The 14898-nt window shown below is 56.9% G+C and carries 16 protein-coding genes; 1 reads left to right on the plus strand and 15 read right to left on the minus strand.

What is annotated here, in order from left to right:
- Position 1: 1 nt before the first annotated feature.
- Positions 2 to 841: a hypothetical protein gene (locus tag ACH488_RS02470; RefSeq protein ID WP_397322035.1), complete on the minus strand. Its 840-nt coding sequence runs from the start codon at positions 839 to 841 to the stop codon at positions 2 to 4.
- Positions 841 to 3774: a phage tail tape measure protein gene (locus ACH488_RS02475; RefSeq protein ID WP_397322036.1), complete on the minus strand. Its 2934-nt coding sequence runs from the start codon at positions 3772 to 3774 to the stop codon at positions 841 to 843. The genes ACH488_RS02470 and ACH488_RS02475 overlap by 1 nt, the downstream gene beginning before the upstream one ends.
- Positions 3775 to 3818: 44 nt before the next feature.
- On the opposite strand from ACH488_RS02475, the gene ACH488_RS02480 reads away from it, so the two are divergent.
- Positions 3819 to 4079: a hypothetical protein gene (locus ACH488_RS02480; RefSeq protein WP_397322038.1), complete on the plus strand. Its 261-nt coding sequence runs from the start codon at positions 3819 to 3821 to the stop codon at positions 4077 to 4079.
- Between the two features lie 343 nt (positions 4080 to 4422).
- Here ACH488_RS02480 and ACH488_RS02485 read toward each other — a convergent pair whose 3' ends face one another.
- The 13 genes from ACH488_RS02485 to ACH488_RS02545 all read right to left on the minus strand — a co-directional run bounded on the left by ACH488_RS02485 (position 4423) and on the right by ACH488_RS02545 (position 14881).
- Complete coding sequence (locus ACH488_RS02485; RefSeq protein ID WP_397322039.1) at positions 4423 to 4959, minus strand: hypothetical protein; 537 nt, start codon at positions 4957 to 4959, stop codon at positions 4423 to 4425.
- A gap of 636 nt (positions 4960 to 5595) precedes the next feature.
- Complete coding sequence (locus ACH488_RS02490) at positions 5596 to 6132, minus strand: hypothetical protein (RefSeq protein WP_397322039.1); 537 nt, start codon at positions 6130 to 6132, stop codon at positions 5596 to 5598.
- A 98-nt stretch (positions 6133 to 6230) separates the two neighbouring features.
- Positions 6231 to 6743 carry a hypothetical protein gene (locus tag ACH488_RS02495; RefSeq protein WP_397322040.1) on the minus strand — a complete coding sequence of 171 codons (513 nt, stop codon included), beginning with the start codon at positions 6741 to 6743 and terminating at the stop codon, positions 6231 to 6233.
- Positions 6744 to 7380: 637 nt separating this feature from the next.
- The gene (locus tag ACH488_RS02500; protein WP_397322041.1) at positions 7381 to 7761 is read right to left on the minus strand and encodes a hypothetical protein; all 381 of its coding nucleotides are present in this window, start codon (positions 7759 to 7761) and stop codon (positions 7381 to 7383) included.
- Positions 7761 to 8153: a DUF6093 family protein gene (locus ACH488_RS02505; RefSeq protein ID WP_397322042.1), complete on the minus strand. Its 393-nt coding sequence runs from the start codon at positions 8151 to 8153 to the stop codon at positions 7761 to 7763. The genes ACH488_RS02500 and ACH488_RS02505 overlap by 1 nt, the downstream gene beginning before the upstream one ends.
- Entirely contained in the window at positions 8150 to 8536 is a 387-nt protein-coding gene (locus ACH488_RS02510) for a hypothetical protein (protein ID WP_397322043.1), read from the minus strand. The genes ACH488_RS02505 and ACH488_RS02510 overlap by 4 nt, the downstream gene beginning before the upstream one ends.
- 14 nt (positions 8537 to 8550) lie before the next feature.
- Positions 8551 to 8754, minus strand: a complete 204-nt coding sequence (locus tag ACH488_RS02515; RefSeq protein WP_397322044.1) for a hypothetical protein — start codon at positions 8752 to 8754, stop codon at positions 8551 to 8553.
- An 18-nt stretch (positions 8755 to 8772) separates the two neighbouring features.
- Positions 8773 to 9675, minus strand: coding sequence for a phage major capsid protein (locus ACH488_RS02520; RefSeq protein ID WP_397322045.1), 903 nt, complete (start codon positions 9673 to 9675; stop codon positions 8773 to 8775).
- 29 nt (positions 9676 to 9704) lie between these two features.
- A complete protein-coding gene (locus tag ACH488_RS02525) occupies positions 9705 to 10181 on the minus strand; it encodes a DUF4355 domain-containing protein (protein ID WP_397322046.1) in 477 nt (158 codons plus the stop codon).
- A 66-nt stretch (positions 10182 to 10247) separates the two neighbouring features.
- Positions 10248 to 11246, minus strand: a complete 999-nt coding sequence (locus ACH488_RS02530; protein ID WP_397322047.1) for a hypothetical protein — start codon at positions 11244 to 11246, stop codon at positions 10248 to 10250.
- A complete protein-coding gene (locus ACH488_RS02535; RefSeq protein WP_397322049.1) occupies positions 11215 to 12591 on the minus strand; it encodes a phage portal protein in 1377 nt (458 codons plus the stop codon). The genes ACH488_RS02530 and ACH488_RS02535 overlap by 32 nt, the downstream gene beginning before the upstream one ends.
- Before the next feature lie 9 nt (positions 12592 to 12600).
- A complete protein-coding gene (locus ACH488_RS02540; protein ID WP_397322051.1) occupies positions 12601 to 14334 on the minus strand; it encodes a hypothetical protein in 1734 nt (577 codons plus the stop codon).
- Positions 14324 to 14881, minus strand: a complete 558-nt coding sequence (locus ACH488_RS02545) for a hypothetical protein (protein ID WP_397322052.1) — start codon at positions 14879 to 14881, stop codon at positions 14324 to 14326. The genes ACH488_RS02540 and ACH488_RS02545 overlap by 11 nt, the downstream gene beginning before the upstream one ends.
- Between the last annotated feature and the right edge of the window lie 17 nt (positions 14882 to 14898).

A 14898-nucleotide genomic window follows, 5' to 3' on the forward strand; every position in this document is an offset into this window, starting at 1 on the left:
CCTAGCTAAGCGGGTTCTTCAAATCATCCAAATAGGTTTTGCCTGCCATGGCTGTCTGCTTCTGCTGATACGTCGCGGTCAACAACTGCACATCCCCGTAAGTAAACGTGGCTGTCAGAACCTTGATCGTCGGAGCCGCAACAGTGTCAGCCTTGAAATTCCACCAAGTAAGCTCACCGCCCCACGCCGTATCAACAGGCACCTGAGACACGGACGGCGCACCAATGAACATGAGCGGATCCAGCATCAGGCCGTCAAGGTCAGGGCCCGGGCGGAACAAGAAACCACTACTCGACCGCAACAACTCCTTGAGCCGCTTCGACTCCACCGCCGACCGAGTACCAAGCGCCAAATCAACACCACGCTCAGCCATCCGCTCACCAAACAACCCAAGCGGCTTCTTAGAGCCCATCACGTTGAACAGGGACACATCAGCCGCGTACTCCAACTCAGCCAAAGCCTGACCACGCAAGTAAATGTCACCGTTATTCCGCGGCTCACCCAAAACAGGCACAGCAGACTGAGGAACAAACGGATCCATCAGCCAACCCGTAACCGAGCTGATTGTGATCGCCGCCGCAGTTGCACGAGCAGGCCCACCCGGACCAGACAGCACCTCAATCTCATAGGCGACAGGCCGGTTAATGGGAGCATCCCAATCCGTCACAAACCCCGCATCATTCATCACAACACGACGCGCACCACGAACCGGGCCACGCTCACCATCAACCGTCCGCCAAACAGTCACCACACTTGAACCCACGCCCAGCCCAGTAACAGTCACGCCAGCCTTCGGAGCAGGCCCACCCGGCAACGACTCCACCGAAACAGCCACAGCCATTAGCGCCCCTTCCGCATATAAGGCGAGGAAGCATCCGCGCCAGCAACAACACCCTCAGCACGCGCATCAACCTGAGCCAACAAATACTTCCCAGTGAATGGGTTCTGAACATAAACCGCAGTCGGAGTAATAGGCGCGTCAGCAGGAGCAGCAACAACAGTCCGCGCAGGAGCCGCAGCCGGCGCATACTTGTAACCCGCATCGCCACCATGGAGCTGCCTACGGAAGTCATACACCGCAGCCTGACCACCCATAGCGTCAACATCACGGTCGGAAAGCACATGCTCACCAGGAGCCAACAACCGAAGCTCCGAATCAACACCCTTCTGTCCGCGACCAATCACCGCGCCACCAACAGCCATAGGAGCAGCCTGCCCCGGACGGTTAGGATCAGGGCCACCATTGATAACCCGGTTATAGGTTTCCTGGATCGTCTGAATAGTGACCGTCGAAACCTTGCCGTTCAGCGCATCCGCTTTGCCCTTGATCGCATCAAGCTTCTCCGTGGCGAAGTCATTCACCCACGTCTTGATCGGAACATCCTTCGGGATACCCAAAGCCTTCCGCGCCATAGCATCAGCAGCGTCACCCGTGATACCGAACTGCCCAGCAGCCTTGATCAAGTCGTTGTAAGACGCTTGCAAGCTACCCTGCAAACTATCCTGCGCAGCCTTAGAACCCTGTGTTGCCAACGTCTCAGCAGCCGTAGCCTCAGCCGAAGCCATGGCAGCCTTGGCGATATTGTTGTACGCCGTCTGGTTGTTCCGGCCCGCCTCAGTCGTCACATCAAGGGTTTGACCATTCTGAGCAACCGACGCAGTAAGCGCGTCCAACGCCGCCTCATACGCGATAGTCGCATCCGAAGCGGACAAAGACAGGTTCGCCGCGTTAAACAAAGCCTGAGTGAACTTCTCAAGGCTCGTCACAGACCCATAAGCGCTAAGCCCAACATCCTCAAGGGCCTTCGCCATGTCCTCAGTAATCGGCGCCGAATCACCAGCAGCCGTCATGTACGTCTGAGTAGCCTTCTCAGCCTTCTGCAAAGACGGCGGGATCTTACCCAGCGCGAAGTCAAGCAACTCCTGATCATTCAGGGTTTCACCAGACTGATTAGCCAGCCCTTGCAGAGCGTCCTTGTACCCAGGCAGGGCATCAAGGGCGTCCTTAGCGGTCTTGCCGTTCTTCTCGAACTCCTTGGACAGCTCACGGAAGGAAGCAGCAGCAGTCTCCGCGCCGCCGTTCTTCGCTAGGTTACCCATCGTCTCGCCAAAGGACTTGAACCGGTCCTCAAGCTGCCCAATCTCACCCTTAGAACCAGTGATGAACTCACGCAAACCATCAAGCGGCTTGTTCAAGGTAACGTCCGTGAAGTCCTGATGAGTCAACCGCTTGACAGCATCAGCCGCCGAATCAATATCAGGACCGATACCAGCGATCTTGTTCCAGCCCGTGAACACCGAGTCAAGGCTAGAAAGGGATTCACCGCCGCCCTTCGCGTTTTTCTGCAACTTGAGAAGCGCCTGCCCGAAATCCTCAGCAGACTTCGTGTTCTTCTCACTAAATATTGCAGACGCCGCCTGCAACGCCACCAGCAGAGCAGTAGCACCAGCAGCGGCCTTGCCAACACCCGTGATAGCAGTCCGGGCACGTGAACCTGCCGGCGCGATCCGGTTGAAAGAAGCCGTGAACTCCACCAGCCGGGGGAGTAGCGTCAACACCGCACCGCCCAGAAGCAGCGCACCACCAGCAACACCAGCGATACCAATACCAGCGTTCAGGATCGGAGTCGGAATCTTCCCGATAGCGTCAACAAGATCCTCGGCGCCCTGCACCAGACCACGCAAAGCCTCAGCAGCCCCAGAACCACCCTTGATCAGAACAGAATCAAACGAACCGCCAAGCTTCTCAAGATCACCGCGCAGATTGTCCTGCTTGATCGAAGCCGTGACAGCCGCGTAACCAGCCTCGTTGACCTGATCAATCCAAGCCTGGATACCCTTCGCGCCCTGCTCATACAGAACATTCGCGCCACGGATAGCATCAGTACCGAAGATCTGAGCCAACGCCGCGTCACGCTGCGCCTGAGTCAAACCGCCAAGCTTTGTCTTCAACTGCTCAGCAAGGTTCGTAATACCAACGAACTTGCCCTGAGCGTCATAAGCCGAGATGCCCAACTCGTTCATGAGGCTCTGCGTTTCCTTGGCAGGGTTAGCAAGCGCCAGGAGCATTGTCTTGAACGACGTGCCAGAGTCAGAACCCACAAGGCCAGCAGAAGCAAACGCCGCCAGCGTTCCAGTCGTATCCTCAACTGACAAACCAAACTGAGACGCAACAAGACCGGACTGCTTGAGCGCGTTACCAATGTCCTCAACCGAACCCTGCGCTTTACCAGCACCAGCCGCCAGCAAATCCGCAAGGTGTGGGATGTCCTTGCCTGCCAGCTTGAACTGAGTGAGTGCCGTAGCGGCAATCTCCGCAGCGTCACCAACCTCAAGCGACCCAGCAGCAGCCAACGACAACGCGCCAGTCAAACCGCCGCTAAGAATCTCCTTCGTGGACACGCCAGCCTTAGCCAGCTCATCAATGCCCTTCGCGGCCTCCGCGGCAGAGAACGCCGTATCAGCGCCCGCATTGATAGCCGCCTCACGCAGCAACTCCATGTTGCCGGCAGTCTCATGAGTAGACGCCTGGACCTCCGACATCGCAGCGTCAAACTCCATGAAAGACTTCACAGCAAGCGCGAACCCGGCAAGCATCACCCCGCCAAGAACCATCGCACCCTTGCCAACCCGGTCCATGTGCTCTTCGTTCTCACGCGCAAAAGCAGCCGTCCGAGACGCAAAATCAGAAGCCGACTGCTGCGCCGTCCGCATCCCAGCAACAAAACCCTGAACACGAGCCTCAAGCGCAATCGAAATAGAACGATCAGCCATAAACGGGCCTCCTGAAAGAAAGCGCCATGCCCTACAATTGCGGGATGACGGAAAAGACGGCGACCACAAACAGGCGACCGGGAACAAAGCTGCTCATCATCGGGTTAGTGCTAGCCGCCATCGGGTTGCTGCTCGTCATCGTTGGCTTCTCGACAACGCACGTCACACTGCAACCAGGAACGTTCCGAACCGTCGAAACACCTGGAGCGCCAACACCATTCGCGTGGATCATGCTCATTGGCGGGCTCATCCTCGCTGCTATCGGATTCGGAAAACGAGTCCTCGCGGTAATCGAAAAGCGCTAATCCTTCAAGCGGGGCATGTACATCAGCGCGTCAGAACCGGGCAGATCACGGTAAGCCTCGGCAGCACGACCCCTCGCAGTCGTAGCATGGCACCGGATCGGTAAACCAGCCTCATACTTCATCTCGTTCGCCGGATCCGTGCACAACGAAATAGGCCCACCGCACTTCGGGCATAACGAGTTCCGGTAATGCAGTAGAGCGAGAACAGCCGTCTGCTGCGACTCATCCCACTCAGACTCAGGACGAGACGCAACAACCCGCCCTGAGTCGTCAAACTCATACGTCGTCCGCGGCTCCCACCCATGAAACCGCTTCAACGAAATACCAAGCTCAAGCGCCGCTTCTACATCTGATCTGAGGCCTGGATCGTCCTGTAGGCGCTGAGCGAAAAAGGGACTTCATTGCGCCCCTTATTCACCCGCAAAACAGCCATAACGAAATCCTCATACTGAGAATCAGTCATGTCATCAGCGAGGGGATCCCACTCCTTCGCGGGCTCGAACTCCAACGCCTCGCCGGCCTGATTCTCAACACCCACAATGCACGCCGGAATAGCCTGGATCATCAACGTCTCAAGGTTGAAGCCATAAGACTTATCCACGGCGTTACCCTCACGCGGCGCATGCTCGGCAACCAGATCATTCCAAGCCGAACGCTTCATGCCACGCACCAGGAAATCAACCGTCGCCGCTTTCATCTCAGCCTCAACCTCAGCAACCCGCTGAGCCAAAGCCTTCACCGGACTAACAAGACGCTCATCACCAAGCCCCTTATTCCGCTCAGCAACAAACGCCGCCTCAGCCGCCTCATGCGCAGCCTTCAAATCACCATCAAGGCAAAACGGAACCCGCGTCTCAGGACGCTTCACAGTCAAAGCCATTACTACTCCAAAGTCAGTAAGTGGGACGAGTGGGACGTGGAGCCTGCCTGCCCCCGGTCCCACAACACAGGGGCAGGCAGGAGTTAACACAAGCCGCGCTAGCCGCCATCGGGTTGCTGCTCGTCATCGTTGGCTTCTCGACAACGCACGTCACACTGCAACCAGGAACGTTCCGAACCGTCGAAACACCTGGAGCGCCAACACCATTCGCGTGGATCATGCTCATTGGCGGGCTCATCCTCGCTGCTATCGGATTCGGAAAACGAGTCCTCGCGGTAATCGAAAAGCGCTAATCCTTCAAGCGGGGCATGTACATCAGCGCGTCAGAACCGGGCAGATCACGGTAAGCCTCGGCAGCACGACCCCTCGCAGTCGTAGCATGGCACCGGATCGGTAAACCAGCCTCATACTTCATCTCGTTCGCCGGATCCGTGCACAACGAAATAGGCCCACCGCACTTCGGGCATAACGAGTTCCGGTAATGCAGTAGAGCGAGAACAGCCGTCTGCTGCGACTCATCCCACTCAGACTCAGGACGAGACGCAACAACCCGCCCTGAGTCGTCAAACTCATACGTCGTCCGCGGCTCCCACCCATGAAACCGCTTCAACGAAATACCAAGCTCAAGCGCCGCTTCTACATCTGATCTGAGGCCTGGATCGTCCTGTAGGCGCTGAGCGAAAAAGGGACTTCATTGCGCCCCTTATTCACCCGCAAAACAGCCATAACGAAATCCTCATACTGAGAATCAGTCATGTCATCAGCGAGGGGATCCCACTCCTTCGCGGGCTCGAACTCCAACGCCTCGCCGGCCTGATTCTCAACACCCACAATGCACGCCGGAATAGCCTGGATCATCAACGTCTCAAGGTTGAAGCCATAAGACTTATCCACGGCGTTACCCTCACGCGGCGCATGCTCGGCAACCAGATCATTCCAAGCCGAACGCTTCATGCCACGCACCAGGAAATCAACCGTCGCCGCTTTCATCTCAGCCTCAACCTCAGCAACCCGCTGAGCCAAAGCCTTCACCGGACTAACAAGACGCTCATCACCAAGCCCCTTATTCCGCTCAGCAACAAACGCCGCCTCAGCCGCCTCATGCGCAGCCTTCAAATCACCATCAAGGCAAAACGGAACCCGCGTCTCAGGACGCTTCACAGTCAAAGCCATTACTACTCCAAAGTCAGTAAGTGGGACGAGTGGGACGTGGAGCCTGCCTGCCCCCGGTCCCACAACACAGGGGCAGGCAGGAGTTAACACAAGCCGCGCTAGGCGACAGTCGCGGTGCTGATCTTGACCTTGCCAGTCACAAAAAGCTTCTGACCGATCTTGAACACCGAATTAGCCTCAGGCGGCAACTCGTTGTACTCGCCAGGAGTAACCGGGTAAACAGTCACCTTCTGACCAGCAGCCAACGCAGTCTCATACGGCAGACCCGTACGAACCACAACGAACATCGGCGTACCAGGAACCAGAGTGTCCTTCGCCTTGTTGTAAGTAGCCGCGTTCGTGGAGTTCGTGTTATCGATGTACTCCACATCAAGGCCACGCTGAGAACGGCCCTTCTGCTCATACGTCTGAGTCGTGCAAAGACGCTCATCCGTGATGACCTGCTCAGACAAGGACGGCTTCCAACCGCCAGCAGTCAGGTAGCAAGAGATATCCACGGACGACGCCGCATTCAACTCAGTAGCAACCTTCGGCGCCGACGTATCAGCGATAGCAGTAACAAGCTTGACGAGAGTGTTCCCGTCAGCCGGGGTCGAGGGAATGTCAGCCATTCGAAGGCTCCTTCTTAGATGGTGCGGCCTTCACAGGGCCGACATTGAACTTCGGAAGCCGCGCAACAGGCGACGGCGGGAATCGGTCAGACTTCACACGAACCAAATGGCCCGCCTCAATCCGCCAATCCGTTTCAGACACATCAAACTCATGCCCAGAAGTGGAGTCCTTAACACGGACAAACATGGAGAACCCCTTTCAGGGCAAGAAAAAAGGACGCCACACGAGCGTCCTAAGCGTTACGGGAACCAGTCAGGATCCAATCAAACGGCTGATACAACGGATGATCCGAAGTCCCCGGAATAGTCACATCATCGTCAAGCTGAATAGGCTGCTCATTCGGCACACCCTCAATCGCCCCAAGAGTCCAGCCCGCCACCGATGGGCGTTTACCCTCAAGGCAATCGTTGAGCTTCTGAGCAATGATCCGAACCGACGCCGCAGTGAGCCCCACAACCGTAGTCCGAGAACGCAAATGCCGCGACAACACAGCACGCGAGTTCGCGCGATCAGCAACAGTCGGAAAATTCGTACGCACAAGAACGTAGGGATAAGTTGGGCTCGCCGGCACTTTGTCCTTGTGGACAGTGAACCCAGTCATCAGAGCCTCAAAGCCAGTAGCAAGCGCATCACCAGTCACAGTTGATCAGCCCACCTAGCAGTCAAACGCTCAAGCTGCGAGATTGTCCGGGGTTCCTCGCGGCGCAGCGGCTTATCAATATCGCCACTACCACCACCACGGCTAGTACCGAAGTAATAGATATTGCCCAACGAACCACCGCGCCGGCCCTTATCAGGCCCAATCACATACCGCGCAACACCAGGAGAATAATGCGAGTCGTAACTGATCGCACCAGCCATGCCCTTGAAATGCTCCGACGCGCTAACGTCCGCAACCATCTCAGTCTTGATGTTCTGAGCGCCCTTCTTAAGGACCGCATCAACATCCTCAAGCGCAGACCCAGCGATCTTGCCAAGGTTCTGCGACAACCTACGGACTTCCTCAAGACCATCCATCAGCTCGTCACCTCCTTGACCGGCAAACGGAACGCCGTGTCAAACGAATCAGGCGTGAACCCATCCACCCTGTACACCCGCCCCACAAGCTGAGACAGTTGCGCCGCTGTCACTATGATCACGTCATCATCACGCACATCAGCCGAACCAGCCGGGATATGGACCTGACGCGAAACCACCGTGAACGAATGACCACCAGCCTCCGGCGAAGACGTGCTCGAATCCTTCGACTGCACCTTGCACTTACCCGAATAAACCGCCGCGCTGCCGTTAGTGACCTCTCCCGTATCAGGATCCGTAGTGGGCTCACCAGGGCGCGTAATAGTGCACTGATCAAGCATCAACCGTTCAGCCGCCACACGGCCACGAGACAACACCTCGCCCGCGCTCACGCCGCACCATACGGAGTAATCGTGAACGCATCACCAGAAGCGCCCGGCAACAACTTCGACCAATCATCATCCGACAGGGTAGGTGAACCAACAGCGTCAGTCTCAACCCAAGGCTGCTCAGTCACCGAATAGTCATCAATCGACTCAGTACGGGACTTCAATCCCCGCGGGTTCAGCAACGTGCGGATGATCGCACCGCACACAACCCGCTTCAACGTCCCAACAGTAGGACGCCCCGCAAGTATCAGAATTGGTAGCGTCGGGATCCGTTCAAGAATCTCAGACTCAAGATCATCAATCCACGCAGTAACCTGCGCAGACTCAGGCCCGGTAAGTGTGCGGCCAAAACGCACCTCAACATCAGCCACAGTCGCATACGCCATGACCGCACACCCCCTTACTTGACCTTGTAACCAGAATCGACCAGAGCCGCCACGATCCCATCAGGCACCGTCGAGGGAATCCCAGACGGCCCGATGACCACCGTGTAACCCTCAGCTACCGGCGCGGCTTCTTCCTTGACATCAGATGTCAGGACTACCGGCGATTCCTCCACCGGAGTTACCTCCGGACGCGGCGCGGAATTACGACGTGCAGCCATAAGGCTTGCCCCTCTCGGTTAGGAAGCGTTCTGGAACTTCACGAACGACGCCGGATCGTTGACCAGCCAGCCGTACTCAGCCTCAGCCAGGATCGCAACAAGGTTGTTCTCAAACAGAGAAACAAGCTCGCCGTTGATCGTCACCGTAGCCTCAGTGGACACACGGTAGGAGATGCCACCAACAACACCCCAAGCGGACTGCGACCAGTCACCAGCGAAACCGTACGTCTTGGTCGTGGAATCGTAAACACCGTCACCGATGAACGCCTGACGACCCAGGAGGCGACCCTGACGAACCGGGCCAGCCGTCTCCGTGAACGGGGCCTCAGTGAACAGCGGACGACCCGCAGTGTCCTTAGCGCCGTTCAGAACAGGCTCGAACCGGTTATCGAAAGCCCAGCCGGTCAGCTTCTTGCCCGCGTTCACCAGCGTAGACAGCCCCGCGTTCAGGTCGTCATACACGGCAGTGAAAGCCGGCGCGGTGCCCGTGAACTCCTGAGTGCTGGAACCCGTAGCAAGGTTCGTAGCGAACGGGGAAGCCGTGCCGTACATCGCGGCGGCGTCGAACGCCACAGCGAACGCCTCAGCGATCTGCGGACGAATCAGATCAATGTAACCGCCAGGGTTCGCACGAAGGACTTCCTCAGAGACAACCGCGATAGCGGCAATCTTCTTCGGATCCATCGTCTTGAGCGCAAGGGCACCCTTAGAAGCAGGCTTCTGTGCACCTTCCGCAACCCAGCCGGCAGACATCTTCCCAGTAACAACCGGGATGGACTTGCCAGAAGCGCCGAGCGGAACACGCGGGGCGAGCTGCTGAACCACAGAGGTCTTCGCAGCCTGATCGAAAATAGCCGCCGACTTCTCACGGTCAATGAAACCGGAAAAATCGGAAAGCTTAGTTGCGGCGGTGATCGCCATAACAGTCTCCTAAAAGAGGAAAGGCACCCTTACTGGATGCCGAGCTTGTTTTTGAGTGCGTCAAGCAGTGGATCACTGCCCAACGCCGGATCGCCCTTCGGACCCTGCGAAGGATCAGGCCTGGGGGATGTCGGCGCGTTCAACCGGGCCAACAGAAGATCAGCCTTCGCGGCTACAGCTTCTTCCGTGTCGCCGGTCAGGAACTCAACCAGATCCGCAGGCACACCCTTGCTCAGGGCTACCGTGTTGCGGATGTTCTCGCTGCGCAGCTTCGCGAGTTCCGCAGCGGATTCGTTCGCCGCATTCTGAGCCTTCTCAAGGTCAGACAGCTTCGCGTCCTCGAACGCTTTCAGCTTCGCGGCAAGGTCAGCGTTGGCTTTCTCAGCAGCTTTGCGGGCATCGCGCTCCGCTTGCAGTGCCTTGATACCGCCGTCGCCAAGTTCCTGGGTGGTAGTAGGTTCAGCCTCGGTAGTAGCCGTGGCCTCAGTGGTTGTCGCTTCCGACATGTGTTTGTCCTCCGTCGCGGATGGAAAAACCCCAGAGCATCGCGCCAAGGGGAAGAATAAGATCGGCTAGACAATCCAGCCGTACAGTTTCAGGAGCCGCTTAGCGTCAGCAGGATCCTTAGCCGTGGAATAAATCGTTTCGGGCATCAGCCGGGGCGCTTTGAGCTGCCTGTACTTCGAACCGTTGCGGGTCACGCCTTGCTCTTTGATGTACTGCGCTTGCTGCATCTGCCAGTAGGCATGACCGCGGCGCGTTGTGCCCTCAGTGGTGTACTTGATGTGCTGCCCGTGGATCTGCGCCGGCCTAACAGCACCAGCCTTGCGGTATGCGTTGATCAACTGGTTCATGTCCGCACCATCACGGAACGCCTGACCGTTCGCCTTAGAACCAAGGATGCGGTCCTGCTCCGCCTCCGAAAGGCTGTCAAGGTACGCTTTCGGATCCGTCCTAGCGTCATCGCCAGTGTCCTCAGTTGACGGCACGTTCCGGCAATCACAACCAGGGTGCCGGTCAAACGCCTCAGACTGCCAGAACGTCTTACCCGCAAGGATCACACACCGTCCACAAGACGGCGGGTTCAGCATGCGAGTCCACTTCTTCAACCGGTGAGCCCCGCCAGAAACCTTCTCAGCGGCCCGCCCAGTATCAGAAAGCAATGTCCCCGAAGCCAGCGTTAGATGCTGCCCACCTCTTGCAAGCGCCACTGCAACATCCATGCCCTGCGCAACAGCAGCCTTAGCCTGGATAACAGCCCCATACGCCAGAGACGCAACCGGTAACCCATCACCAGCCACGCCCACAAACCGGGAACCCGCAGAAGCGTACACAGGCTCAGGAGCAGCATCGCCAAGAACGTCAGGCACATAACCCAATGCCCCATCAGCAACACGCTCCTGAGCCGTGAACAACACAGCCAACAACGCCGGCTCGATACGAGCATACGACGAATCAAAATCCGAACCCATACGCCGCCACTGCCGAGCAACCGCGGAAACAGCAGCACCAATTTCCGCACGCTGGAAAGCGGAGTAGCTAAGCGCCGCCTCCGGAACCGTCTGCAACATTCACCGGCTCCTTAGAAGCAACCTGAGCAAGATACGGATCCTGCATCTCAAGAGCCCGGTACTCGCGGTCACGGTCCTTCTTAGCCTGCGACCAGCCAAGCTCATCCTGAACGGACTCGCGAGCCATAACGCCTTGGCCGTTCGCGTACAGCTTCGTGAGCGCGTCAGACTTCTGAGAGAACGTAGGCGTACCAGCGTCAAACCATTCAGTCTTGATCTGATTCGCCAACGGCCACACCCCGGTACGGAACCGCTCAGCGATACCCATCACCCAAGCCCAACCGTCACCCCAAGACGCAGCCTTACCCTCAGCGTTCAACACCAACCGCGACTCATCAGCCCGGATAGCGCCCTCAGCAGCAGGATTAACCGAAGTCTGCCCCAGATAACGGGTAGGCAGACCAGTCACAGACGCAACCATCTGCGCGTAATGGCTCACGGTTTCGTGGAAGTTCTTCATGTCCGCGCCGTCAAGCTGCCCAACCTTAGCATCCTTGTTAGCGTTAGCCCACAACGAACCAAAGTAAGCCTGCCAAACCGGCAACGGCTTACCATCAGCATCAACAAAGTCACCCTTGGTCATGCCCAACACGTACCGTTTCGGGACCGCGATAGTCTCCAACGCCAACTGCCCATCAGTCACAGCACGGGCAGCGGCGTCAACCAAGCCAATAACGTCCTTCATCTCGGACACGCCGGCCCAGTCGCCAGTACGGCGCCGGTTCAGGAACATCACGATAGGCACACGGCCCAGGTTGTGAACGTCAGGAGCGTAGTCCGGGTCAACGTCCCAAGAGCCACCGTTCTTCACCAACCAAGTCGTCTGATTCGGCTCGTACAGGGTCGCGTAAACAGGTGTCGGATCCTCAGCCGTGCCACCATACAGGCGCAATGCTGAACTAACCCGCCGTGTCCGCGGATCCACAATCACGGATAGCTCGCGCGGAGACTCAACTGTGATCAACGGATGCTCAGGATCTTCCGGGTTCACCCCGACACACACAAACCCGCGCCCGTAAATGAGCGTGTCCTTATGCAAAAGACCAGACTCGGAATCAAGGTTGTTCGCGTCCCAATGCTGACGCAGAATCTCCGAAACAGTGTTTTCGCCAGGAAGAATGAAATCCTTCACCCGGAGACGCTGCTCAACCGAATCAACAGCAACCCGCGACCAGTTGATAATCGTCTCAAAGCGCCGCAACTCAGGAGGAACAGCCAACCCGATATGCTCAAGAACCTGAGTGCCCTCGTAATACTTCCCGTACTTCTCATCCATACGGGCGAACGTCTCAGCCTTGTCCGTCAGGGACTTAACAAGAGTCGCTTGCGCAGTGTCCAAAGCCACTCTCAGCCCCTAACTAAACACGAACATACGTGAATCTGTTTCTTCGATATCGAAATCACCAGCAACCAGCGCATCCGACCACGCCTCATAGCAGAGAATGGAAGACATCGCTTGGTCGATCTTCTGGTTTTCGTTCGGCTTGCCAATGATGTAACGCTGACCAGTACGAGCCCGGACAATCGCATTCAGAACGTGAATCTTCGTCGTCGCGCAACCGTCATGCCGGAACTCGGACTCATCGCCATTCACGGCCTGCTTAAACGCCTCAAGCAACGGGTGAACCTTCGAAACACTCGAAGTCTCCCAAGCAAACACAGTCGGCTTACCGTCATCGTCCTTGTACTGCGCCTGCCACTGCTTCAACTCCAAACGCCACGAGTCATCCTCAACAACTTCCATAGCGTCAGCCTCAGCAGAAATACCACGCGCCGAACCAGCCGGATCAAAATACGCCCGCACCACCGTGTAACGCTCCTGCAACTCATCAAAAGCAGCACGAACCTCACCACGCGGAATCAACAACGACTTATCATTAGGACGCCAAACAGTAGGCACACCATGAGGCCCATAAGTCGGCGTGAACTGGTAACCATCAGCCGTCATGGCACGGAAACCAGTCCAGTCATTGTTATTCGACAAGTCGCCGGCCAAAACAATCGGCGTACCATCAGGCACCACACGAACAGCCTTCTTAGAATCCCAAGGAGTCTCAGTCAGCCACGCACCAGAACCCTGCACACGCCTATTCCCGTAAAACCGTTCAGCCTCAGCAGGATCACGCCGCATCGACTGTTTGATGTCTTCCTCAAGACCCTCAAGGTTCATCAAAACCCACGGCGCGTCCGAATAGTTGTACTTCAAAATCTTGCGCCGGTCAGCCTGACTAGACCACTTCCACCGCGACGGGGGAGGCGTCCACTGGATATAAACACCCGGCGAAGGGTTCTCCAAAAAGTCCTTGACCACATTATCCGTCGCCGGATCATCCGGGTTCGTCGTGATAAACCCGCGACCACCCATAGCAGTCAAACCACGCCGCTGAGTACGAAACACTTCCCACATAGAAGCATCCGCAAACAAACCAGCCTCATCCCACGGCACACACGTAACACGCGCACCCAAGCGAGACTTAGCCTTAGACGTAACCGGAACAATCTGATTCGCCTTACCACCAGGAAGACGAATCACCTCTTCACCAGTACGCGGAATCTGCACCGACAAAGGACCGTAATCAATCATCGGACGCAAAGCATCAAACGTGTTACCAGTCTGAGCCTCAGAGTTAGCCGTGATCTGAATCAACGGCGCCGTCCACTTACGCCCCATAGGCTCACCCGGACGGTACTCATAAACCCAGCCGCAACCACAGCCCTGCTCAGCGCAATCCCAAACCTCGCCACCAACAGCAAAACCCGTAAACAACGCCGGCCCAACAGCCTCAACACAAATCAGCGCCGCAACCAGCGGAGACTTACCCTTTTTCTGCGAATCAATCAACACAGAAAGCTGATGAACAAACGCCGAAGACTTCATGCCCGGCTCAGCGTTCTTATGAACCGCATAATGGTTCGTCACAAAGCAAAGCTGATAATCCCGCAACAAAAACGGCGGCTTATTCCCGTCAGCATCAAAATCACCATCAGGAACAACACAATGCTGCTCAATCCACTCCGGAACAATGTCAAGGCTAAGCCCAGGCCACCATTTCAGCGCCTCAGACGCAGTACGCGGCTCATCTACCATCTCCAACAGCCTTCAATCTGCGCTCACGCGCCGACAAACGACCACCAGAAGAAGAAGCACCAGGAACAGACTCACCATCCCGGCGAGCCCCAACCTCATCACGAGCAACCTGCCAGCCATTCAACCGCAAACCAGCCGGCGTCAAACCAATCTGCTCACGATAACGATGCAACTGACCAACCAAAGCAGCATTCGCCCCAGGATCCAGCTCAACAGCCACCTTCAACCGGCAATACTCACCAATAACAGGCCACCGCCACGACTCAACCGCCCACGCAGCACCCTGCGGAGAACGCCAAGCCTCAACCCAAACCACACCCTCACGGGAATGAAAATCAGCAGAAGCCTCATGGTCAACCTCGCGGACCTTCGCGCCGTCCTCGAAATGCTCCGAAAACAACACAATCGGATCCAACGGAAAATCAGGAATCTGACCCTTGTACCCCTCAGAAGGAAGCGCCTGAAAATCAAGACCACGAGCAGCAGAACGACCAGAACCAGGATCAGGAGCAGGCCCAGAACGAGCGCGCGCGCCACCGCTAGTCATTACGCCGCCCTCGTAGG

It is taken from the genome of Paenarthrobacter sp. NPDC018779 (assembly GCF_044391085.1).
GTDB lineage: Bacteria > Actinomycetota > Actinomycetes > Actinomycetales > Micrococcaceae > Arthrobacter.